Source organism: Roseibium sp. MMSF_3412 (assembly GCF_030733265.1).
GTDB lineage: Bacteria > Pseudomonadota > Alphaproteobacteria > Rhizobiales > Stappiaceae > Roseibium.
The window spans coordinates 116,047-137,017 of the sequence record NZ_JASHJI010000001.1; the positions used below are offsets into that span (position 1 = coordinate 116,047).

The following is a 20,971-nucleotide window of genomic DNA, read 5'->3' on the forward strand; positions in this document are numbered from 1 at the left end:
CGCAACGGTTCCGGCGCACGATCCCTCCCCGATGGCGGCAATCCTTCCAGCCGTCCTGCGCCGGCAGGGAACCGGTGCATCGCATTAAGGGGACTTACATGAAAAAGACATTCACCAAATTCGCCCTGGCCGGCCTGATGGCCTCCACCATGATTGGTGGCGCAGCCGCTGACGACGACACGATCAAGGTCGGCATCCTGCATTCGCTGTCCGGCACGATGGCGATCTCCGAAACCACACTCAAAGACGCCATGCTGATGCTCATCGAGGAGCAGAACAAGAAAGGCGGTCTTCTGGGCAAGAAGCTCGAAGCTGTTGTCGTCGATCCGGCCTCCGACTGGCCGCTGTTTGCCGAAAAGGCGCGCGAGTTGATCGAAGTGAACGGCGTCGACGCCGTTTTCGGCTGCTGGACCTCCGTTTCGCGCAAGTCCGTGCTGCCGGTTTTCGAAGAACTGAACTCGCTTCTCTTCTACCCGGTTCAGTACGAAGGTGAAGAGTCCCAGCGCAACGTGTTCTACACCGGCGCTGCTCCGAACCAGCAGGCCATTCCGGCCGTTGACTACCTGATGAACGAAGAAGGTGTTGAGCGCTGGGTTCTGGCCGGTACCGACTATGTCTATCCGCGCACGACCAACAAGATCCTCGAAGCCTATCTGAAGTCCAAGGGTGTCGCTGAAGAAGACATCATGATCAACTACACGCCGTTCGGTCACTCCGACTGGCAGACGATCGTTTCGGACATCAAGACGTTTGGTTCGGGCGGCAAGAAAACCGCCGTGGTCTCCACGATCAACGGCGACGCCAACGTTCCCTTCTACAAGGAACTGGCAAATGCCGGCATCAAGGCCGAAGACATTCCGGTCGTTGCCTTCTCCGTTGGTGAAGAAGAACTCGCCGGCCTCGACACCGGCCCGCTTGTCGGCCACCTGGCTGCCTGGAACTACTTCCAGTCCGCGGACACCGACATCAACGCCGAGTTCATCGACGCATGGCACGCCTTCATCGGCGATGAGGACCGCGTGACCAACGATCCGATGGAAGCCCACTTCATCGGCTTCAACATGTGGGTCGAAGCTGTCGAGAAAGCCGGCACGACCGATCCGGATGCGGTGATCGACGCAATCGTCGGTGTCTCCGTGCCGAACCTGACAGGCGGTTACTCGGCCATGATGCCGAACCACCACATCACCAAGCCGGTTCTGATCGGCGAGATCCAGGACGACGGTCAGTTTGAAACCGTCTGGGAAACCTCCGGCACCGTCGTTGGCGATGCCTGGTCCGACTACCTGGAAGGCTCCAAGGATCTGATCTCGGATTGGCGTGCGCCGCTTTCCTGCGGCAACTTCAACACCGCCACCGGCAAGTGCGGCGGTTCCGGGTCCTAAGGGAGGAACCAGCGGAGCGGGCCGCAACGGCCCGCTCCGACCTTTGTATTCCCCCGTTCCCGCTCCGATGACACTGCCGGTTCCGGGTCGAGGGAGAGACTTTCAAATTGCCTAAGCCGGTGGACCTATGTCCTTTTTGAAATCGTTTTTGCTGTTCCTTTTCCTGCTGGCCAGCCCCGCACTTGCACAATCGGATCCGGAAACGCTCCGTCCGCTGATCAACGAGCTGGCAAAGGGCAAATATGCCGAAACGGAGCAACAGATCGGCGATCTGGCAGCGACAGGCGACCCGGCCGTTGCCCCCGCACTCGAAGCCCTTGGGGCCGGAGACCTCTATTTCCGCAAGTCGGACGGGCAGGTCTTCATCGCCGAAAAGGACGGGAAACAATTCAAACTGACCGATCCGCTGACGCTGGAAGCACAAGGTGAAGCCGGCAGGCGCGAAGTCAAGAAGATCAAGGTGAACAACAAGCTGCGACGGGTGATCCGCTCTGCGCTCGGTTCCCTCACTCTTATGGCGCCAGACCCGAAGGTTCGCATCGCGGCCGCAGAGGCCGTCTTCAAGGCGCAGGATCCAGGAAGCATCGAGGCCCTGGATACCGCCATTGCCGCCGAAAAGGACGAAAACGTTCTGCGTGTCATGCAACAGGCGCGTGCCGCCGCGGTTCTAAACTCCGATCTCGAGGAATCAGAGCAGATTGCAGCCGTTGAAACACTTTCCGAGATGGGCAACCGCGAAGCGCTCTCGTTGCTGATCGGCGTCCGGTCGAGCACTCAAGGGGCGGTTCAGGTTGCCGCCGCAGCCGCCGTCACCAAAATCGAAAAGTCCATCGCCGCGTGGGATGCGGCACAAAACATCTGGTACGGCATCTCGCTCGGCTCGGTGCTGCTGCTCGCCGCTATCGGGCTTGCCATCACCTTCGGCGTCATGGGTGTTATCAACATGGCCCACGGCGAAATGGTCATGATTGGCGCCTACACCACGTTCGTGGTTCAGGATCTTATCAGAACATCGGCGCCCGGCCTGTTCGACTATTCGCTGTTCATCGCCCTCCCCCTCGCCTTTCTCACCGCCGGCCTGATCGGCATCGCGATCGAGCGCGGGGTCATTCGCTGGCTTTACGGACGCCCGCTTGAAACCCTCCTGGCCACCTGGGGGATCTCGCTCATCCTGCAGCAGGCCGTCCGCTCGATATTCGGACCGACGAACCGTGAGGTCGGCAACCCGGACTGGATGTCGGGGGCATTTGAACTCGGGCAGATGACCATCACCTATAACCGCATGTGGATCGTCGTCTTTGCGCTGCTTGTCTTTGCCGGGCTGATGCTGGTTCTGAAGAAAACGCCTTTCGGGCTTTACACAAGAGCCGTCACACAGAACCGGCGGATGGCCGCCTCCATGGGCATCCGGACGCCCTGGATCGACGCGCTGACCTTCGGACTAGGTTCGGGCATTGCCGGCATTGCAGGTGTTGCCCTGTCACAGATCGACAATGTGTCGCCGAACCTCGGCCAGGGTTACATCATCGACAGCTTCATGGTCGTGGTGTTCGGCGGCGTCGGCAATCTCTGGGGTACGCTTGTGGGCGCAATGACACTCGGCGTGGTCAACAAGTTCCTGGAGCCATATGCCGGTGCGGTGCTCGGCAAGATCTTCGTTCTCGTCTTTATCATCCTGTTCATCCAGAAGCGTCCGCGGGGGCTGTTCGCCCTCAAGGGCCGGGCAGTTGAGGCATGATGTCGTCCTTTCTCTTCCGCGCCATGGATGCACGGGCCGGTGTCTTTCTCGCCCTCATGGCGGCGGTGATTATCCTCGTGCCTGCCTGTAACCTGTTTGTGCCGGAAAGCTCGCCCTTTCACGTGCCGACCTACGCCGTCACCCTTATGGGCAAATACCTGACCTACGCGCTCCTCGCGCTGGCGGTCGATCTGGTCTGGGGTTATTGCGGCATTCTTTCCCTTGGTCATGCCGCATTCTTTGCACTCGGAGGCTATGCCATGGGCATGTACCTGATGCGGCAGATCGGAACCCGCGGCGTTTACGGCGACCCGATCCTGCCGGATTTCATGGTGTTCCTGAACTGGCAGGAACTGCCCTGGTACTGGTACGGCTTCGACATGTTCTGGTTTGCAGCCCTCATGGTCCTGCTCGTGCCGGGCGTGCTCGCCTTCGTGTTCGGCTGGTTCGCCTTTCGCTCGCGCGTTACAGGCGTTTACCTATCCATCATCACCCAGGCGCTCACGTATGCCCTGCTGCTCGCCTTCTTCCGAAACGACATGGGCTTTGGCGGCAACAACGGCCTGACCGACTTCAAGGACGTTCTGGGCTTCGATATCCAGGCCGATACCACACGCGCCGGCCTCTTCGCGGCATCGGGAATTGCCCTTGTTATCTGCTTCCTGATCTGCCGCTCCATCACGCGCTCAAAGCTTGGAAAAGTCCTTGTCGCGGTGCGCGATGCGGAGAGCCGGACGCGTTTCCTCGGCTACCGCGTGGAACACTACAAGCTGTTCGTCTGGACACTGTCGGCCATGATGGCAGGGATCGCGGGCGCGCTCTACGTGCCCCAGGTCGGCATCATCAATCCGGGCGAATTCGCGCCAGCCAACTCGATCGAAGTCGTCATCTGGGTGGCCGTTGGCGGCCGGGGCACGCTCGTCGGTGCCGTGCTCGGTGCCGTCCTGGTGAACTTCGCCAAGACATGGTTCACAGCCGCGCTTCCGGACATCTGGCTGTTTGCCCTCGGCGGCCTGTTTGTGTTCGTAACCCTGTTCCTGCCGAAAGGGATTGTCGGCACCGTCAGCCAGGGCTGGACAGCCCTGCGTCAGCGCAAGATCTCCTCGGATTTCAGCGAAGGATCGGGCGACCCTCCATCACAGCCGCCGCAATCTCCCGGTGCGCAGGCAAACGTGGAAAAACCGGCTTCAGCAATCTCGCGCGCCGGGGCGGCGCACCCTCAACCTGCGGAGTAGAGCATGACCCGGACCACAAGCCTGCTTTATCTTGACGGAGTGTCGGTGTCCTTCGACGGGTTCAAGGCCCTGAATGAACTGTCGCTCATGATCGCACCGGGCGAAATGCGCGCGATCATCGGACCGAACGGAGCCGGCAAGACCACCATGATGGATGTGATCACCGGCAAGACCCGCCCGGACACCGGCGAAGTCTTCTTCAACGGGACGATCGATCTCACCGGCGAGGACGAGGCCTCGATTGCCGAACTCGGTGTCGGTCGGAAGTTCCAGAAGCCGACGGTCTTTGAAAGCCACACGGTATGGGACAATCTGGAACTCGCGCTCAAGGCGCCAAGGGGTCCTTTCAACACCCTCTTCCACGTCATCACGGGCGGAGAGAAGAACCGGATCGAAGAATTGCTGGACCTGATCAGGCTGAACGAAAAACGGGCAGAGCTTGCCGCCAATCTCAGTCACGGTCAAAAGCAGTGGCTCGAGATCGGAATGCTGCTAGCGCAGGACCCGAAACTGTTGCTGGTCGATGAACCGGCGGCAGGAATGACCGATGCGGAGACGGCGGAGACCGCTGACCTCCTGAAGGACATTGCCAAGGATCATTCGGTCGTTGTTGTCGAACACGACATGGATTTCGTGCGCTCTCTCGGGGTCAAGGTCACGGTCCTGCACGAGGGTTCGGTGCTTGCCGAAGGCTCGCTCGATCATGTTTCCGCCGACGAGCGGGTTGTTGAAGTCTACCTGGGACGCTGATCCATGCTGAACGTTGATCAAATCGACCTCTATTATGGCGCGGCGCAAGCGCTGAAAGGCGTTTCGCTGTCGGCGGAAACCGGAAAAGTGACTTGCCTGATGGGCCGTAACGGCGTCGGGAAAACATCGACATTGCGGGCAATCGCAGGTCAGCAGGGGATTGCCGCCGGCAAGATCATGTGGGACGGGCAGGACATTTCCAGCCTGCCGGCCCATGCGCGTGCCCGCGCCGGAATTGCGCTGGTGCCGCAAGGTCGCGAAGTGTTCCCGCTGCTTTCGGTGAAGGAAAACCTGGAGACCGGTTTTGCCCCGGTAAAACGCAAGGACAGATACATTCCAGACACGATTTTCGAGTTGTTTCCCGTCCTCAAGGACATGCTGAACCGGCGCGGAGGCGATCTTTCCGGCGGCCAGCAGCAGCAGCTTGCCATCGCACGCGCCCTGGTCACACGGCCGAAGCTGCTTGTTCTCGACGAACCCACGGAAGGCATTCAACCCTCAATCATCAAGGATATCGGTCGCGCCATTGCCTGGCTCAGGGATCAGGGAACAATGGCGATCGTGCTTGTCGAGCAGTATTTCGAATTCGCCCGTGATCTTGCCGATACCTATGCTGTCATGGATCGCGGTGAAGTTGTGCTTGCCGGGTCCGGCAAAGATCTCTCCGAAACCGAGGTGCGGCGTTACCTGACCGTCTAGCCGCCCGCAAGTCCGCTTAAAAAATTGGCACGCGCGCTCATCATTTGCGACCCCTTGTGGGTAGAAATCACGCTCGCAGTCATGTTAGAGGCTGTGCAGCTTCCACGCTGCTGCGAGGGCCTATGCACCCGCGGTTGAATTGACTCGGACTTTAAATTTGGAACTGGAAATTTGCTATGCGCGTTGCGATGATTGGGACCGGTTATGTCGGCCTCGTTTCCGGCACTTGTTTTGCTGATTTTGGTCATGTGGTCACCTGTATCGACAAGGACGCGACCAAAATTGATGCCCTTAATTCCGGGCAAATTCCGATCTACGAACCGGGTCTGCAGGACCTCGTTGCAAAGAACGTAGCGGAAGAACGGCTCTATTTCACCACCGATCCGACCGAAGCCATCCGCTCTGCGGATGCCGTGTTTATCGCCGTGGGCACACCAACCAGGCGCGGTGACGGGCATGCCGACCTTTCCTACGTTTATGCAGCAGCGGAAGAGATCGCCCGATTGATCGAAGGCTTCACGGTTATTGTCACCAAATCGACGGTTCCGGTCGGAACCGGCGATGAAGTGGAAGACATCATCCGCAAGACCAACCCCGACGCCAAATTCGCCGTTGTTTCCAATCCGGAATTTTTGCGCGAAGGCGCTGCCATCAACGACTTCAAGCGGCCGGACCGGGTTGTCGTGGGAACCGATAGCGAGGAAGCGGCAGACGTCATGCGCGAACTCTACCGCCCGCTTTACCTCAACGAAACACCGATCATCGTTACCAAGCGGCGCACGTCGGAACTTATCAAATACGCGGCGAATGCGTTCCTGGCCGTCAAGATCACCTTTATCAACGAGATCGCGGACCTTTGCGAAAGCGTCGGGGCGAATGTCCAGGAGGTTTCCCGCGGTATCGGTCTCGACAACCGGATCGGTTCAAAATTCCTGCATGCCGGGCCAGGCTACGGCGGCTCTTGTTTTCCCAAAGACACACTGGCGCTTTCCAAGATTGCAGCCGACGCCAAGTCCGACCTGAAGATTGTCGATGCCGTGATCGACGTCAATGCGGAACGCAAGAAGAAGATGGCGGACAAGGTCATCGACTTCCTTGGTGGAGACGTCAACGGAAAAACGATTGCGCTTCTCGGTCTTGCCTTCAAGCCGAACACGGACGACATGCGCGAGGCTCCGAGCCTCGACATCGTGAAGAAGCTGCAATCTGCCGGTGCCACGATCCGGGCCTATGACCCGGCAAGCATGGACGAAGCCAGTCACCTCATGTCCGACGTCATGTTCTGCGACGGCCCCTACCACGCGCTGGAGAATGCGGACGTCGTGGTGATCGTGACGGAGTGGGACCAGTTCCGGGCGCTTGACCTTGATCGCGTGAAGACGCTGGTAAAGGCGCCGAAGGTGGTCGATCTCAGAAACATCTACACGCCCGACTACATGCAAGCGCGCGGCTTTGAGTACACCAGCGTCGGCCGCAGCTACTGACGCTGTGGGCGCATCCGCGCACGCACGGCACCTATTGTTGCCGGCCGCTTCAAGGGCCGGCAGCACACACGCAGTATTTACAGGAAATCAGGTCACGTCTTGCGTGATGCTGTTGCGGCATGCCGGGCGAGCTGTTATCAGCATGCTGCAAATTTAAATTTTAAGCATTTCGTTGGGCTTGTGTTAACGAAGAGCGGCAGCGTCACCTTCTTGACCTGAAGACGTTCCGCAGGAATTGCATTTTGTAGTGTGGAGCTTGCAAGGCTTGGGAAAAAATTCACTCAGATATGACCGGCGCGCAAGTTTACAGCAATCTCTAACCAGCCCTGAATCCAAGATCGAAGGTCCAACTTTCGATCAGGACAACGAACCGTTGCCATCAGCACCGGTTCCCAGACCCGGTTATGGGAAACTGAAGAGAACTCTCGATATCTTCGGCGCAGGCATTGGCCTGATCCTGCTGTTGCCGCTGATGCTGGCCATTTCGGTTGCCATCAAGGCCACAAGCCGGGGACCCGTGATTTTCCGCCAGGAAAGGCACGGCCTGAACGGTGATGTGTTCACAATATTCAAGTTCAGATCCATGTACACACATCTGGGCGACGGAACCGGTGTCTGTCAGACAGTGTGCGGCGACCCTCGCATCACGCGCGTCGGCTCGTTTTTGCGCAAGAGCAACTTTGATGAATTGCCACAGCTGCTGAATGTGCTGAAGGGTGACATGTCGCTGGTCGGTCCGCGCCCTCATGTCCCGGGCATGCTGGCGGCCGGCATGGCCTATGAAGACTTCGATGCAAGATACATGAGCCGGCACCAGGTTCGTCCCGGCATTACCGGGCTTGCACAGGTAAGCGGCTGCCGCGGTGAGACGACAAACCCCGTCTCTGCGCGCAAACGTCTCGAATATGACCTGGAATACCTGGAAAAGCAGTCCCTGGCTCTCGATCTCAAGATCATCGCACAGACGGTTTCCCGCGAGTTCTTTCATGGCAACGGGTACTGACCTGTCCTGAAGACGCTTACGCGTTGTCAAGCAGTGTCGCAGCGCGCCGCAGTGCGAGCAGATATCCCTCGACGCCACACCCGGCAATCACCGCGTCCGCGCGTTGCGAGACGTAGGAGAAATGCCGGAAAGCCTCCCTCTTGTGAATATTGGACACATGCACTTCCAGAACGGGAAACTGGCAGGCGCTCAACGCGTCCAGTATTCCGATCGAGGTGTGGGAGTAGGCCGCCGGATTGATGATGATCGCCTGAGCCGCTTCCCTGGCCTCCTGCACCCAGTCGATCAGATCGTGCTCGGCATTGCTCTGGCGGAAGATGATCTCGAGCCCGAGTTCGGCGGCGAGTGCCGCACACATTTCGTTCACGTCATCCAGCGTTTGGTGACCGTAGATCTCCGGTTCCCTCTTCCCGAGCAGGTTGAGATTCGGTCCGTTCAGGATGTAGACGACTTTAGACATTTGGGTCCCTTGGTATCATTTCCGTAAGATGTGCTCATTTTGCACATTTTTCCAGCAAATCCGGGCTCTTCTCCCCACTGGGCTGTGGACGATTTCCGCGTTCAAACAACCCAAAAGATGAACTCTTGCAACGGTTGTATTTACGTACTATTAACCATGAATATTCATCGTGGCAGAAACACAATCCAACGGAAAACCATGATAAAGCTGCGTGAAAGACTGGATACCCTGGAAGCGCTCATGGAAGCGATCGACGGCTACCAGCACCTTCCGATCGATACACTGTCGCAATTCCTGCTCGACAACTACACGGTTGATCTGGACGTTCTGGCTCAATTCGCAAGTGCTCTTGAGGTCGGAGCGAGTGAGGCTGCAAAAGCCGCCGAAGGTTCATCCGCCGCTGCACAGTCGGCTGCCTGAAAACAGGCAGCTTCCGGATCTATCCGATTGCCGTAACGTTTTCTTCCGGCCCGTCCGCCGCCTGACCCGGCGGCTGGCCCGGAGGGCCTCCCTGCCAGATCTTCTGCCTGTTTCTGATCTCTCTTGGCGCCGGTCCGAAATAGGTCGCGGTCTTGATGAAATCGCGCGGGTGCAGGATCACACTTGAAACACGCTGATAGAGAGACTTCGCCGAGATGGGTTTCGACAGCAATTCGTGCACGCCCAACCGGCGCGCCTCGACGATCCGGCTGCGCTCGGTATGCGCGGTCACCATGATGATCGGGATATAGGCAAAGGGGTTGTTCGGACTGCGGATCATGCGCACCATATCCGCACCGTCCAGGATGGGCATGACCCAATCCAGGATCAGAATGTCCGGGTTGGCGCGGTCCATCGCTTCAAGACCGGATGCACCGTCTTCGGCTTCCACAATGCGGCGCGCGCCGAAGCCCTGCAGCATCGTCCGCAGGATCGTACGCATGTAAGCACTGTCTTCGACCAGCAAAAACGTCAAAGAGGCAAGATCGAGACTCACCAAACCCTCCTAGTGTCAACTCGTCTTGACATGAAATTCTGAAGATTGGGTTAGCCGTGAGACGCTTCCAGGTGCTTCGTGTGCCGGTGCTGCACAAAAGTATCCGATGCGCATTTGTAAAGATGACCGCGAAGACTGCAGCTCTCAGGTTCACAGCTTGGTAATGTTGCTCGCAGTTAACACTTTTACGTGCAGCGGATTAACGTGCCTTTCAGAGCTGTCGATCATTCTAGGATCGCAATCAAAAACGAGAAACAAACATTCGATGATCACGAGCCTTATGACCACAGATCCGGACAAGAGCAGACAGGACGAGAAGCTCGCAGGAAGTCATGAACCTTCTGCGCCGGGCTCCAACGGCTCGCGTGAAAACATTCTTCTGTTCTCCGGAGTCGGCCTCGTGCTACTGGCCGTGGCCATGGCGCTTTCCAACATTTTCGCCTGATTTCCCGGCTTCAGCTGCGCTCCAGGAGCGGCTTCCTTGCTCATTACGTCGCCGTTCTTGAACAAAGCACACGCTCAGTGTCTTTGATCAGGCAGGTCGTCATCATCCAGAATGCGCCATTTCGCGCCTTCCAGATCGTCGTACTGACCGCTTTTGAGGGACCAGAGAAAGGCGCCCAGCCCAAGCGCACCCAGAAGAAGCGCGATCGGGATCAGGTAGATGAGAACGTCCATCAGCTGTCACTCCGTATGGAAGCCGGCAGTTCGCCCGCAGGCGTTTCCGCAGAGGCGCGATTGCCGGTCTCGCGCCACCGGAGCTTCAGCGCATTGGCGGTTACCGCGATCGAGGATGCAGACATGGCCACGGCCGCCATCAGCGGTGTTACGAAGCCGGCGACGGCAATCGGTACAGCCACGACATTGTAAAGCGCGGAAATCCAGAGGTTCTGCTCGATTGCCGCGCGCGCGTTCCTTGAAAGACGCAAGGCATCGGCAACCGGCATCAGCCTGTCTCCCAGGAAAACGGCATCGGCGGCCGCCTGGCTGAGATGGACAGCGGAGACGGGTGAGAGCGAGACATGGGCCCCGGCAAGTGCCGGTGCATCGTTGAGACCATCGCCGACCATCAGGACCTTGTGGCCCTTCGCCTGCAATTCCTCAAGGCGGGCAATTTTCTGCGCCGGTTTCATGGCCGATTGCCAATCGGAGATCTCGAGCGTCCTGGCGCAGTCCGACACGGCAGGCCGGGTGTCGCCGGACAGGATCTCCAGCCTGTAACCGAGCTTCCTGAGACGGTCGACGACCTCTCTGGCGTCCGGCCTCAGGCTCTGACGGAAGGTCAGCAGGCGTACCGGCCGGTCTTCATACCGGATCGCCAGAAGCGATGCGCCGGGTACGCGCTGAAGTGCGTCTTCGATCTCAAGATCGGACGCGCCGCAGAATTGCGGGCTGCCGAGCCGCAGTCTTGCCCCCTCATGGATTGTTTCCAGTCCGGCGCCCGAAACCTCTTCCACATCGGCAAGCGGCACGAGAGCGCCGGTTGCCTTCACAAGGGCCGCGGACAACGGATGACGGCTGGCGAGCGCAAGACGGCCGCCGAGCATGATTATTTCGTCTTCCGGGTCAATCCCGCCGCAAAGGTCAGGTTCCGCCCGGGTCAAGGTGCCGGTCTTGTCAAACAGGATCGTGTCGACCTCAGCGAGACGCTCAATGGCATCGCCCGCGTTGAGCAGAACTCCGCTGCGGAACAGTTGTCCGGACGCCACCACCTGCACCGCCGGGACCGCCAGCCCAAGGGCGCAGGGGCAGGTGATGATCAGAACGGAAATCGAGATGACAAGCGCCGGCTGCCAGCTCATCCCGGCCAGAAGCCAGCCGAGGAATGTGAGCGCTGCAGCTCCGTGCACCAACGGCGCATAAAGGCGTGCGGCCCTGTCGGCGATGCGGACATAGGCGGACTTTGCCTGCGCCGCGGTCTCCAGCAGCCGGTTGACTTCGTCGAGCAGAGTTGCGCCCGATGCCGCCTCGACCCGAACCTGCAGCGCCCCTGCACCATTCATCGTCCCGGCATAGATCCTCTGTCCGGGCTTGACCGGCACCAGAACACTCTCGCCGGTAACCAGGCTCTGGTCGATTTCCGACCGCCCGCTTTCGACAACACCATCGACCGGAACGCGCTCGCCGCCGGAGACAAGAACCAGATCTCCTGTTGCGATTTTCGACAACGGGACCTCGCGGACTTCCCCGTCCGGACCCAGTCTTGCGGCAACCTCGGCCTTGAGGGCCGCGATGTTTTCGGCAAACGACCGTGTCCGCCCGCGCATGTTGTGATCCAGATAGCGGCCGACCAGAAGGAAGAACAGCAGCATGACCGCAGATTCAAAATAGGCGTGGTGGTGGTGCTGCAGTGTCTGCACCACGGAAAGCGCAACCGCGAGAAAGACGCCGATCACAATCGGAACGTCCATGTTGAGCCGGCCGGCGGAAAGCGCGCCAAACGCACTCTTGACGAAAGGACGTCCCGCATAGGCAACGGTCGGCAACGCGATGAGGGCTGACAACCAGTGGAAAAAATCGCGCGTCTCGGGCGTGATATCGGTCGCATTTCCTGACCAGACGGAGACCGACAGCAGCATGATGTTCATGCCGGCGAAACCGGCAACAGCCAGACATCTGAGCAGCTGTTTCCCCGTCCTGTCCTGACGGTCCTTCTGGCTGGCCGGATCGAACGGGTGCGCCGTGTAGCCAAGCCGGGAAAGTTCACGAACGATCTCTTCCGCGCAGGTCTGGTCCTCGACCCAATCCACCGCGAGACGCTGGCTGGTCAGATTGACACGCGCGGCGCGGATGCCGGGCAGACGCTTCAGGCCGCGTTCGATGTCGCCCATACACGCGGCGCAGGTTATGCCGTCGACGGCCAGATCCATATGAACCGCGCCGTCGTCCGCCGGAGTAATGAAGGCTTGCCAGTCACGCTGATGTACCGTCACGATGCACGCCTCAGTCGCCGATGAACATACGGTTTTCGGACTTGAACCGGCGGGTTCCATCCTGCTCGATCTCCAGAACAAGCGTCCAGTTGCCCGATGCCAGCTTGTCAATCTCGCCGATATATCTGCCGCCGCCGTCCGCGCGAAGAACCGCGGTTACGTCCTCGTTTTCCTGCGCGGGGTGCTGGAGTGCCGCTTTGACGGCGATACCGTAGAGCGGTGTGCCCTGCGCATCCATCGCCGTCACGACAAGCTTGGCGCCATCGTGTGATGTCCGGGCAATTTCGCTCGACACCTGCCACCCCAGCCCGGCCTGAGCCCTGGCTGCAGCTATTTCCTGGTTATAGGCCTGCCCGGCTTCGTACGAGCTGTCGACCACAACGCCCGGGAAGGATCCGAGCGCGAGGTAAAGGAAAATGCCATTTGCGGCAAACACCACGCCGAAGAAGCCCAGAAGCCAGGCCAGGACGGTCTTGCCGGTGATCGCCTTGGGATCCTTCATGTTCGATTGAGCCATCGTCATTTCGTTCTCCTCAGGGCTTGTCCGGTGCTTTGAACGTGTCTTTTGCCGTTACGACTTCGCCCATCACACTCTCGGTGATGCGGAAGACAACCGGCGTCGAATGCGGCATTTCTGCCTCGGGCGGCGAACTCACCAGGACACGCACCTCCCGCGTGGTGTCGGGCCCGACCTCGACGATCGGCCTGCCGGCGAAAGTGGAATCGGCACCGACCGCCTCGACCAGCGTGTTCGGCGGCATGCCTTCCACATGCAGCATGAACGACCTCGGGTGACGGCGTTTGTTGGACAGACGAACCGTGTAGCCGTTTCTGACCGAGCCGTCGGATTGCTCGACGAAAACAGGGTTCCGGTCGTGCAGGACGCTGATATCGGCGAAATCCCGATTGAGCAGTGCGAACAGCATGATCGCACCGACCAATGCGATGACCGCCGCATAAATGACCGTCCGCGTGCGGACGATTTCGTAGACCGGCTCCTTGCCTTCGAGCCGGCGCTCGATGTTCTCGTCCGTGTCGTAGGCAATCAGGCCTGTCGGCTTGCCGATCTTCGTCATGATGTTGTCGCAGGCATCAATGCACAGGCCGCACTGGATGCAGTCCAGTTGCATGCCCTTCCGGATATCGACACCGGTCGGGCATACCTGGAAGCACTGGAAGCAGTCGATGCAGTCACCGGCAGGCAGACCCTGGGCTTCCAGCTTCTTGTTGTGTTTCAGCGACCCCCGCGGTTCGCCCCGGTCCCAGCGATAGGTCACGTTGAGCGCCTTCTCGTCGGTCAGGGCGGCCTGAATGCGCGGCCAGGGACACATGTAAATGCAAACCTGCTCGCGCATGAAACCGGCCAGCAGATAGGTCGTCGCCGTCAGGATGCCGATCCAGACATAGGCAACCATCGGGGCCTGGAACGTCAAGAGCTGCCAGACCAGCGTCGGTGCGTCATTGAAGTAGAGAACCCACGCGCCGCCGGTCCACCAGGCAATCATGAGCCAGAAGAAATGCTTGGTGGCGCGCTTGCCAACCTTTTCGAAGGTCCACGGGTCCTTGTCGAGTGCGATGCGTTCGCGGCGATCGCCCTCAATCTTGCGCTCGACCCACAAGAACAGGTCGGTCCAGACCGTCTGCGGGCACAGATACCCGCACCAGATCCGGCCGGCGACCGCGTTCATCAGAAAGAGCGCGACGGCAGCGATGATCAAAAGCCCTGTCAGGTAGTAGACTTCCTGCGGCCAGATCTCGATAAAGAAAAAGTAGGCCCGGCGGTGTTCCATATCGATGAGAACAGCCTGGTCCGGGGCGTTCGGCCCGCGGTCATAGCGGATGAATGGCAGGAAATAGTAAATTCCAAGCGTGATGAAAAGCAGCGTCCACTTGATCCTGCGAAACAGGCCGTGGGTTGCCATGGGGTAGATTTTCTTGGCCGACGCAAACCACTCCTCGGAGTGTTCGCCCTCATGCGTTTCGGTGTCCGCAGACATACCGTCCGTCCTCTCAAACGCGATCCTGCCCCAATAGGATCCTGATTCAGTCTAAAGTCGTGACCCTTGAGCGGGTTTCCCGCTCCGGAATACCGTTTTAACCGGTGCCTCCTGAAGCTAATCCGGCGCAAAGCGTCACACCTTGCGCCGGATCAAAGGTTGTGCGTGATCCGGCGGATTTGCCGCATCCTCTCGCGGACGCTACTGACCTCCGCCGAAGGAGTGCACGTAGACCGTCAGCGACTTGACGGTTGCCGGGTCAAGACGCTCGGCCCAGCCGGGCATTACGCCATTGCGCGGATTGGCGATCTGCGCCCTGATGTCGTCCAGCGAGTTTCCGTAAAGGTAATTCGCCGACATCAGGCTCGGCGCACCGACCTCCTGGATGCCTTCAAGGTTGTCGCCGTGACAGGCAGCACAGTTGTCCTCGTAAAGGACCTGGCCGGCGGCAAGGTCGATGCCTTCATCCGTTTCGACGCCTGCACGGGAGGCGACGAAATTGGCGACCTGATCGATTTCCTCCTTGCTCAGCAGTTCGTCGGCACCGAAGGCCGGCATGTCGCCGATGCGGGCATCGTCACTGTCGGACCGAATGCCGTAAAGCAGGGTCGTGTGGATATCGTCGAGGGTCCCCCCCCAGATCCAGGTGTCGTCCTGAAGGTTCGGATAGCCTTCCGAACCGGTGCCGCCTGCCCCGTGACAGGGTGCGCAGTTGTCGCCGAACGCGGCCTGTCCATTGGCCAGCGCGAACTGCAGCAATTCCTGGTCCTTGGTGATGTCTTCCAGGGACGTGGCAACGATCTTGTCGGCGAACTCGGACCGGTCGGCGACGCCCTTGTCGTAGGCGGCGATGGCCTCCTGGCGCTGGTTGGCTCCCAGAACACCCTTGGTGTAGCTGGATACCAGTGGCCATGACGGGTAAAGCACCCAATAGATCACGGCCCAGACCACCGTTGCGTAAAAGATGTAGAGCCACCATTTCGGCAACGGATTGTTCAGTTCCTTCAGACCGTCCCATTCGTGGCCGGTGGTTTCGACCCCGGAGATCTGGTCGACTTCCTTGTTGTGTGTGTCTGCCATCAATCAGTCCTCACGGAACGGGATCTGAGCTGCATCGTCGAACTTTTTCCGGTTCTTCGGCCACAATGCGTAGGCCAGGACGATGCCAAACAGGATCATGAAATAGAGAAGGCCCCAGGTCTGAGCGAAGCCGGCGAAGGCGTTATAGGTCTCGTTCATCGCACTTACCTCGCGTTTGCTGCGTCATCGTAGATGGAGAAGTCGACCATGGTGCCGAGCACCTGCAGATAGGCGACCAGCGCATCCATCTCCGTGACTTCCCTCGGATTGCCGTCAAAGTCGCGAACCTTGGCGGACGGCCAGCGTTCCTCGAAGTCATAGGCTGCGTCGGAATCCGGCATGGCCTGGCCGAGAAGGTCAGATGCCGCGTTTTCGATCTGCTCCTCGGTATAGGGAACACCAACGATCGCGTTGGCCGACAGGTGAGCCTTGATGTCCCGCGCGTTCACGCGGTTTTCCGCCAGGAACGGATAGCCCGGCATGATCGACGCGGGCACCAGCGAGCGCGGATTGACCAGGTGCTCGACGTGCCAGTCGTCGGAGTATTTTCCGCCGACACGCGCCAGATCCGGTCCGGTCCGTTTCGATCCCCACTGGAACGGGTGATCGTACATGCTTTCCGCAGCGAGCGAGAAGTGACCATAGCGCTCCAGCTCATCGCGCATCGGGCGGATCATCTGCGAATGACACAGATAACAGCCCTCACGGATGTAGATGTCGCGTCCGGCCAGTTCCAGCGGCGTATAGGGACGCATGCCTTCGGTCTTCTCGATCGTGCTCTTCAGGTAGAAGAGCGGTGCGATCTCGACCAGGCCGCCAACGGCGACCGCGACCAGGATTCCGACGAGAAGAACGAAGGAATTCTTCTCGAAGATTTCATGTTTTTTCCATGCAGACATTCAGTGTCCCTCCCTTATTCGGCCGGAGCCAGGGAGCCGACCGGCGTGGTGTCGGCTTCTTCAGCCTCACCATGACGGACAGTCATCCAGAGATTGTAGGCCATGATCACGGCGCCAACCACGAAGAGCGCACCGCCGAGAGCACGGATGATGTAGAAAGGATGCATCGCCTCCACGGTTTCCACGAACGAGTATTCCAGGAAGCCGAGGCTGTCATAGGCGCGCCACATCAGACCCTGCATGATGCCGGACACCCACATGGCAGTGATGTAGAGAACGATCCCCAGGGTCGAGAGCCAGAAGTGCCAGTTCACCAGTTTCAGCGAATAAAGGCCCCTCTTGTTCCACAGCCACGGAACGAGGCAGTAGATCGCGCCGAAGGAGATGTATCCGACCCAGCCGAGCGCACCTGAATGCACGTGACCGATTGTCCAGTCGGTGTAGTGTGACAGGGAGTTGACGGAGCGCAGGCTCATCAGCGGACCTTCAAAGGTCGACATTCCGTAGAAGGCAACGGAGACGACCATCATGCGCAGGACCGGGTCGGTCCTGAGCTTGTCCCAGGCACCCGACAGCGTCATCAGGCCGTTGATCATGCCACCCCAGGACGGCATCCAAAGAATGATGGAGAAGGTCGCACCGAGCGTCGACGCCCATTGCGGCAATGCCGTGTAGTGAAGGTGGTGAGGTCCGGCCCAGATGTAGATGAAGATCAGCGCCCAGAAGTGCACGATCGACAGACGGTAGGAATAAACCGGACGATCGGCCTGCTTCGGAATGAAGTAGTACATGATCGCCAGGAAGCCCGCGGTCAGGAAGAAGCCCACCGCGTTGTGGCCGTACCACCATTGCACCATAGCGTCCTGGACACCCGACCAGACGATGTAGGACTTGGTCGAATAGATCGAGACCGGGATCGTCAGGTTGTTGGTGATGTGCAGCATGGCAATGGTGACGATGAACGCCAGGTAGAACCAGTTGGCCACATAGATATGCGGTTCCTTGCGCTTCCAGAGCGTGCCCAGGAACAGGAACAGATACATCACCCAGACGATGGTCAGCCAAAGGTCAGCGTACCACTCGGGCTCCGCGTATTCCTTGCTCTGCGTGACGCCGAGCAGATAGCCCGTTCCCGCGATCAGGATGAAAACGTTGTAGCCGAGGATGACGAACCAGGGCAGGATCTTGCCCGGCATGCGCACGCGGCAGGTCCGCTGGACCACATACATCGATGTCGCCAGCAGCACGTTGCCGCCGAAGGCGAAGATCACCGCAGAGGTATGCAAGGGACGCAGGCGGCCGAAATTCGTCCAGGGAAGATCGAAGTTCAACGCCGGCCAGGCCAGTTGAAGCGCGATCACGAGACCGACCGTGAACCCGGCCAGCCCCCAGAACATTGCGGCGATGGTTCCGAACTTGACCGGCCCCATGTTGTAATTCGGTTTTCCGTCGATTTCGGCCGGGATCGGTTCACCGCCGTCGTCGAAGTAGTTCTTGAAGATCAGGAAGACGCTGACTGCGGCGAGCAATGCGCCCAAGCCAGCGTGAAAAGCCATGACCTGATCAAAGGTTTTGCCCGCAATTATTATGCAAGCGAATGCAAGCAGCACGAGGAAGATGGCGAATCCCCCCTCCTCGAGCGAGACCAAACCGGTCTTTTTTTGTGCCATTTCAGCGCCCCAGTTCTTAGAATCCATGCAAGGTGCCAACGATGGGACGACCATGCGCACGACTCCCGGTGAGCCGCGTTGATTCATATCAAGGGGGTCATACGGCATTCGAAGATGTGAGAATTGCCCGCACGATGTCGCACGGCGCAGGCACGTTGTCGCAATCGTAGTTTTGCGTACAGGACCGTTCGAGCACGACCGCCAGCGCGTCTTGTCCGAAGCGCGGTGCCGATCCGGGCGTTTCTAGCGGTGCTCTCTTGTCAGGTTATCAATGATGTTTTCGAGGATTTCGGGGCTCCGGGTTCCCGGCTGTATCCACATCGAGATCTTGTGGGGTAACGGCACCGTTTGCGAAAACGGCGCCACCAGCCGGCCGCTTCGCAGATGTCCTTCCACAAGCGATCTGTGCGCCATCAGCACCCCTGCCCCGTTCAGCGCCTCCTCAACGGCGACCGCATAGAGCGAATAGACCGGTCCTTTCGGAACAAAATCCTCGCCGGGCATCGCCGAAGCAGCCCAGAGCAACCAGTCATCTTTCCAGGTGGCGTCGGTCAGGCACACCGCCGATTTCAATTCGCCCGGCCGGGTGAGTGTTTCGGCGAGTTCAGGCGTGCAGACCGGCAGCAACGCGTCGGCCTCGGTCCAGACACTGTCACTCCTGATTTCGTCGCTGTAGAAAAGACAGATATCGAACGGCACACGTTTGAGGTTCGGCGGTGTTTCCAGGGCCGTGACGGAGACGTCGATCCCGCGAAGGCTATTGCGCAACCCGGGCAAACGCGGGGCAAGCCAGAGCTGCGCCAGCGCAGGCAATGCGGCGATGTGGACCTTGTGCGGCGTTGCGTCCTGTCTGAGTTCATGAACAGCAGTTGCCAAACGGTCGAACACATCGACAAAACCCGGCAGGGCCCGCCGACCGATCGGCGTCAGCGCAACTCCGCGCGCATTGCGGACAAAAAGGGCTGCCCCGATCTCCTCTTCCAGCGACTTGATCTGCGCGGCGACTGCCCCGGGTGTCACGCCGAGTTCCTCGGCCGCAAGTGCGAATCCGCCAAGGCGGGCCGCTGCCTCGAAGGCACGCAGGGCGTTGAGCGACGGGATTCGGGGTGTCGGTGGAGAGACTGCCATCACCTGACCTAGTTTTTCTAGCCCTTACTTTTCTAAAAACTGATTTGAGATTTTTCAAGCGCGCGTTCATCCTGGAGCCAACACGCTTTGGAGGACTTTCCATGTCAGTACATGAACTCCGGCCCTGGCTGCCGCAGACCGCGGCGGCGCGGATCGACGGGATCAGCGCAAACACGCGGAGGCTCACCTCGGATCTGGTTGCCAGCCGGATCGACCAGCTGGTGGACGAAAACCGCAAGATCCATGAACGGGACTGCTTCAATCTCAATCCGGCAACCAACGTCATGAACCCAAAGGCCGAGGCCCTATTGGCCAGCGGACTGGGTTCCCGTCCCTCGCTCGGCTACCCGGGTGACAAATACGAGATGGGTCTTGAAGCCATCGAAGAGATCGAGGTGATCACTGCGGATCTCGCCTGCGAGATCTTCAACGCGCAACATGCCGAAATCCGGGTCGCATCCGGGGCGATGGCCAATCTCTATGCGTTCATGGCGACAACGAAGCCGGGCGACGTCATCATCGCGCCGCCCGCTTCCGTCGGCGGTCATGTTACCCACCACGGCCCGGGCTGCGCCGGTCTCTACGGCCTTGACATTCATGAGGCTCCGGTGGACGCCGACGGCTACACGATCGATGTGGACGGTCTGCGCGAGATGGCACACAGACTGAAGCCGAAACTGATCACCATCGGGATGAGCCTCAATCTCTTCCCCCATCCGGTTTCCGACATCCGGAAGATTGCCGACGAGGTTGGGGCATTCGTTCTTTTCGATGCGGCCCATCAATGCGGCATGATCGCCGGCGGTGTCTTTTCCGACCCGCTTGCCGAAGGTGCTCATCTGATGACCATGAGCACGTATAAAAGCCTCGGCGGGCCCGCAGGTGGCCTGATTGTCACGAACGATCAGGACCTGGCGCACCTGCTCGACGCGATTGCCTTTCCCGGACTGACGGCCAATTTCGATGTCGCCAAGTCGGCTGCGCTCGCCGTGTCGCTGCTGGACTGGCGGGATTTCGGTACCGGCTATGCCCAGGAAATGGTTGCATCTGCGCAGGCGCTTGCGCGCGCGCTTTCAGATGAAGGCATTCCGGTGTTCGAGACATCGAAAGGGATGACCGCGTCGCATCAGTTCGCGGTGGAAGCGGCGGCTTTCGGCGGAGGCCAGGCCGCGTCGAAGAAACTGCGCAAGGCCGGTTTCCTTGCCTGCGGCATCGGTCTGCCTGCCGCACCGGTCGACGGGGACATGAACGGATTGCGGATCGGGACGCCCGAACTTGTGCGCTGGGGCATGACGTCGGCGGACATGCCACGCCTCGCCGGTCTCATCGCGGAGGCCCTGCGTGCCAACGATCCCGAAGCCATGGTGAGAAGAGTATCCGCCTGGCGGCAGGACTTCAGAACACTGCACTTCATCCGGTCCTGAGCGTACCAGGCGTGTTCTGAACGCAGTTTCCGATCTTTGCGGAATTCGGAAGAGACAAACGGGCGTTGTTTCCTGTGGGGAACACTCGCCCTGCGCTCTTCCGTTTTTCT

21 protein-coding genes are annotated in these 20,971 nt (G+C 59.5%); 10 read left to right on the plus strand and 11 right to left on the minus strand.

The window, feature by feature from the left end; translation table 11 throughout:
* The first annotated feature begins 98 nt into the window (after positions 1 to 98).
* The 7 genes from urtA to RBB49_RS00555 all read left to right on the plus strand — a co-directional run bounded on the left by urtA (position 99) and on the right by RBB49_RS00555 (position 8,294).
* Entirely contained in the window at positions 99 to 1,385 is a 1,287-nt protein-coding gene (gene urtA, locus RBB49_RS00525) for an urea ABC transporter substrate-binding protein (RefSeq protein WP_306140685.1), read from the plus strand.
* Positions 1,386 to 1,512: 127 nt separating this feature from the next.
* A complete protein-coding gene (gene urtB / locus RBB49_RS00530; RefSeq protein WP_306140686.1) occupies positions 1,513 to 3,123 on the plus strand; it encodes an urea ABC transporter permease subunit UrtB in 1,611 nt (536 codons plus the stop codon).
* Positions 3,120 to 4,358 (plus strand): urea ABC transporter permease subunit UrtC, encoded by a 1,239-nt coding sequence (urtC, locus tag RBB49_RS00535; RefSeq protein ID WP_306140687.1) that lies wholly within the window; start codon positions 3,120 to 3,122, stop codon positions 4,356 to 4,358. Before urtB ends, urtC begins: the two co-directional genes overlap by 4 nt.
* Before the next feature lie 3 nt (positions 4,359 to 4,361).
* Positions 4,362 to 5,108: an urea ABC transporter ATP-binding protein UrtD gene (gene urtD, locus RBB49_RS00540; RefSeq protein ID WP_306140688.1), complete on the plus strand. Its 747-nt coding sequence runs from the start codon at positions 4,362 to 4,364 to the stop codon at positions 5,106 to 5,108.
* A gap of 3 nt (positions 5,109 to 5,111) precedes the next feature.
* On the plus strand, positions 5,112 to 5,807 hold the full coding sequence (gene urtE, locus RBB49_RS00545; RefSeq protein ID WP_306140689.1) for an urea ABC transporter ATP-binding subunit UrtE: 696 nt from the start codon (positions 5,112 to 5,114) through the stop codon (positions 5,805 to 5,807).
* Positions 5,808 to 5,983: 176 nt separating this feature from the next.
* Positions 5,984 to 7,291 carry a UDP-glucose/GDP-mannose dehydrogenase family protein gene (locus RBB49_RS00550; RefSeq protein ID WP_306140690.1) on the plus strand — a complete coding sequence of 436 codons (1,308 nt, stop codon included), beginning with the start codon at positions 5,984 to 5,986 and terminating at the stop codon, positions 7,289 to 7,291.
* Positions 7,292 to 7,664: 373 nt separating this feature from the next.
* Entirely contained in the window at positions 7,665 to 8,294 is a 630-nt protein-coding gene (locus tag RBB49_RS00555; protein ID WP_306140691.1) for a sugar transferase, read from the plus strand.
* A 16-nt stretch (positions 8,295 to 8,310) separates the two neighbouring features.
* On the opposite strand, the gene aroQ is transcribed toward RBB49_RS00555, so the two are convergent.
* Entirely contained in the window at positions 8,311 to 8,754 is a 444-nt protein-coding gene (gene aroQ / locus RBB49_RS00560) for a type II 3-dehydroquinate dehydratase (protein ID WP_306140692.1), read from the minus strand.
* A gap of 198 nt (positions 8,755 to 8,952) precedes the next feature.
* Here aroQ and RBB49_RS00565 point away from each other — a divergent pair, with 198 nt between their 5' ends.
* Entirely contained in the window at positions 8,953 to 9,174 is a 222-nt protein-coding gene (locus RBB49_RS00565; protein ID WP_306140693.1) for a hypothetical protein, read from the plus strand.
* Between the two features lie 19 nt (positions 9,175 to 9,193).
* Here the strand turns inward: RBB49_RS00565 and RBB49_RS00570 are convergent, their stop codons facing one another.
* Positions 9,194 to 9,730 (minus strand): response regulator, encoded by a 537-nt coding sequence (locus tag RBB49_RS00570; protein WP_306140694.1) that lies wholly within the window; start codon positions 9,728 to 9,730, stop codon positions 9,194 to 9,196.
* 265 nt (positions 9,731 to 9,995) lie between these two features.
* Here RBB49_RS00570 and RBB49_RS00575 point away from each other — a divergent pair, with 265 nt between their 5' ends.
* On the plus strand, positions 9,996 to 10,175 hold the full coding sequence (locus RBB49_RS00575) for a hypothetical protein (RefSeq protein ID WP_306140695.1): 180 nt from the start codon (positions 9,996 to 9,998) through the stop codon (positions 10,173 to 10,175).
* A 74-nt stretch (positions 10,176 to 10,249) separates the two neighbouring features.
* On the opposite strand, the gene ccoS is transcribed toward RBB49_RS00575, so the two are convergent.
* The 9 genes from ccoS to RBB49_RS00620 form a co-directional block, all read right to left on the minus strand.
* Positions 10,250 to 10,408 carry a cbb3-type cytochrome oxidase assembly protein CcoS gene (gene ccoS / locus RBB49_RS00580; protein WP_306140696.1) on the minus strand — a complete coding sequence of 53 codons (159 nt, stop codon included), beginning with the start codon at positions 10,406 to 10,408 and terminating at the stop codon, positions 10,250 to 10,252.
* On the minus strand, positions 10,408 to 12,663 hold the full coding sequence (locus tag RBB49_RS00585) for a cation-translocating P-type ATPase (RefSeq protein WP_306140697.1): 2,256 nt from the start codon (positions 12,661 to 12,663) through the stop codon (positions 10,408 to 10,410). The genes ccoS and RBB49_RS00585 overlap by 1 nt, the downstream gene beginning before the upstream one ends.
* A 10-nt stretch (positions 12,664 to 12,673) precedes the next feature.
* A complete protein-coding gene (locus tag RBB49_RS00590) occupies positions 12,674 to 13,186 on the minus strand; it encodes a FixH family protein (RefSeq protein WP_306140698.1) in 513 nt (170 codons plus the stop codon).
* 10 nt (positions 13,187 to 13,196) lie between these two features.
* Entirely contained in the window at positions 13,197 to 14,660 is a 1,464-nt protein-coding gene (gene ccoG / locus RBB49_RS00595) for a cytochrome c oxidase accessory protein CcoG (RefSeq protein ID WP_306140699.1), read from the minus strand.
* Positions 14,661 to 14,861: 201 nt separating this feature from the next.
* Positions 14,862 to 15,740 carry a cytochrome-c oxidase, cbb3-type subunit III gene (ccoP, locus tag RBB49_RS00600; RefSeq protein ID WP_306140700.1) on the minus strand — a complete coding sequence of 293 codons (879 nt, stop codon included), beginning with the start codon at positions 15,738 to 15,740 and terminating at the stop codon, positions 14,862 to 14,864.
* A 3-nt stretch (positions 15,741 to 15,743) separates the two neighbouring features.
* Positions 15,744 to 15,899: a cbb3-type cytochrome c oxidase subunit 3 gene (locus RBB49_RS00605; RefSeq protein WP_306140701.1), complete on the minus strand. Its 156-nt coding sequence runs from the start codon at positions 15,897 to 15,899 to the stop codon at positions 15,744 to 15,746.
* A gap of 5 nt (positions 15,900 to 15,904) precedes the next feature.
* The gene (ccoO, locus tag RBB49_RS00610; protein ID WP_306140702.1) at positions 15,905 to 16,639 is read right to left on the minus strand and encodes a cytochrome-c oxidase, cbb3-type subunit II; all 735 of its coding nucleotides are present in this window, start codon (positions 16,637 to 16,639) and stop codon (positions 15,905 to 15,907) included.
* A 14-nt stretch (positions 16,640 to 16,653) separates the two neighbouring features.
* The gene (gene ccoN / locus RBB49_RS00615; protein WP_306140703.1) at positions 16,654 to 18,309 is read right to left on the minus strand and encodes a cytochrome-c oxidase, cbb3-type subunit I; all 1,656 of its coding nucleotides are present in this window, start codon (positions 18,307 to 18,309) and stop codon (positions 16,654 to 16,656) included.
* Between the two features lie 243 nt (positions 18,310 to 18,552).
* Entirely contained in the window at positions 18,553 to 19,437 is an 885-nt protein-coding gene (locus RBB49_RS00620) for a LysR family transcriptional regulator (protein ID WP_306140704.1), read from the minus strand.
* A 101-nt stretch (positions 19,438 to 19,538) separates the two neighbouring features.
* Here RBB49_RS00620 and glyA point away from each other — a divergent pair, with 101 nt between their 5' ends.
* Entirely contained in the window at positions 19,539 to 20,861 is a 1,323-nt protein-coding gene (gene glyA / locus RBB49_RS00625) for a serine hydroxymethyltransferase (protein WP_306140705.1), read from the plus strand.
* Positions 20,862 to 20,971: the final 110 nt, after the last annotated feature.

What these genes read in the sequence shown, in the direction of transcription:
- urtA (WP_306140685.1), top strand. Translation starts at nt 99, where the DNA reads ATGAAAAAGACATTCACCAAATTCGCCCTGGCCGGCCTGATGGCCTCC.
- urtB (WP_306140686.1), top strand. Translation starts at nt 1,513, where the DNA reads ATGTCCTTTTTGAAATCGTTTTTGCTGTTCCTTTTCCTGCTGGCCAGC.
- urtC (WP_306140687.1), top strand. Translation starts at nt 3,120, where the DNA reads ATGATGTCGTCCTTTCTCTTCCGCGCCATGGATGCACGGGCCGGTGTC.
- urtD (WP_306140688.1), top strand. Translation starts at nt 4,362, where the DNA reads ATGACCCGGACCACAAGCCTGCTTTATCTTGACGGAGTGTCGGTGTCC.
- urtE (WP_306140689.1), top strand. Translation starts at nt 5,112, where the DNA reads ATGCTGAACGTTGATCAAATCGACCTCTATTATGGCGCGGCGCAAGCG.
- RBB49_RS00550 (WP_306140690.1), top strand. Translation starts at nt 5,984, where the DNA reads ATGCGCGTTGCGATGATTGGGACCGGTTATGTCGGCCTCGTTTCCGGC.
- aroQ (WP_306140692.1), bottom strand. Translation starts at nt 8,754, where the DNA reads ATGTCTAAAGTCGTCTACATCCTGAACGGACCGAATCTCAACCTGCTC.
- RBB49_RS00565 (WP_306140693.1), top strand. Translation starts at nt 8,953, where the DNA reads ATGATAAAGCTGCGTGAAAGACTGGATACCCTGGAAGCGCTCATGGAA.
- RBB49_RS00575 (WP_306140695.1), top strand. Translation starts at nt 9,996, where the DNA reads ATGATCACGAGCCTTATGACCACAGATCCGGACAAGAGCAGACAGGAC.
- ccoS (WP_306140696.1), bottom strand. Translation starts at nt 10,408, where the DNA reads ATGGACGTTCTCATCTACCTGATCCCGATCGCGCTTCTTCTGGGTGCG.
- RBB49_RS00590 (WP_306140698.1), bottom strand. Translation starts at nt 13,186, where the DNA reads ATGACGATGGCTCAATCGAACATGAAGGATCCCAAGGCGATCACCGGC.
- ccoG (WP_306140699.1), bottom strand. Translation starts at nt 14,660, where the DNA reads ATGTCTGCGGACACCGAAACGCATGAGGGCGAACACTCCGAGGAGTGG.
- ccoP (WP_306140700.1), bottom strand. Translation starts at nt 15,740, where the DNA reads ATGGCAGACACACACAACAAGGAAGTCGACCAGATCTCCGGGGTCGAA.
- RBB49_RS00605 (WP_306140701.1), bottom strand. Translation starts at nt 15,899, where the DNA reads ATGAACGAGACCTATAACGCCTTCGCCGGCTTCGCTCAGACCTGGGGC.
- ccoO (WP_306140702.1), bottom strand. Translation starts at nt 16,639, where the DNA reads ATGTCTGCATGGAAAAAACATGAAATCTTCGAGAAGAATTCCTTCGTT.
- ccoN (WP_306140703.1), bottom strand. Translation starts at nt 18,309, where the DNA reads ATGGCACAAAAAAAGACCGGTTTGGTCTCGCTCGAGGAGGGGGGATTC.
- RBB49_RS00620 (WP_306140704.1), bottom strand. Translation starts at nt 19,437, where the DNA reads ATGGCAGTCTCTCCACCGACACCCCGAATCCCGTCGCTCAACGCCCTG.
- glyA (WP_306140705.1), top strand. Translation starts at nt 19,539, where the DNA reads ATGTCAGTACATGAACTCCGGCCCTGGCTGCCGCAGACCGCGGCGGCG.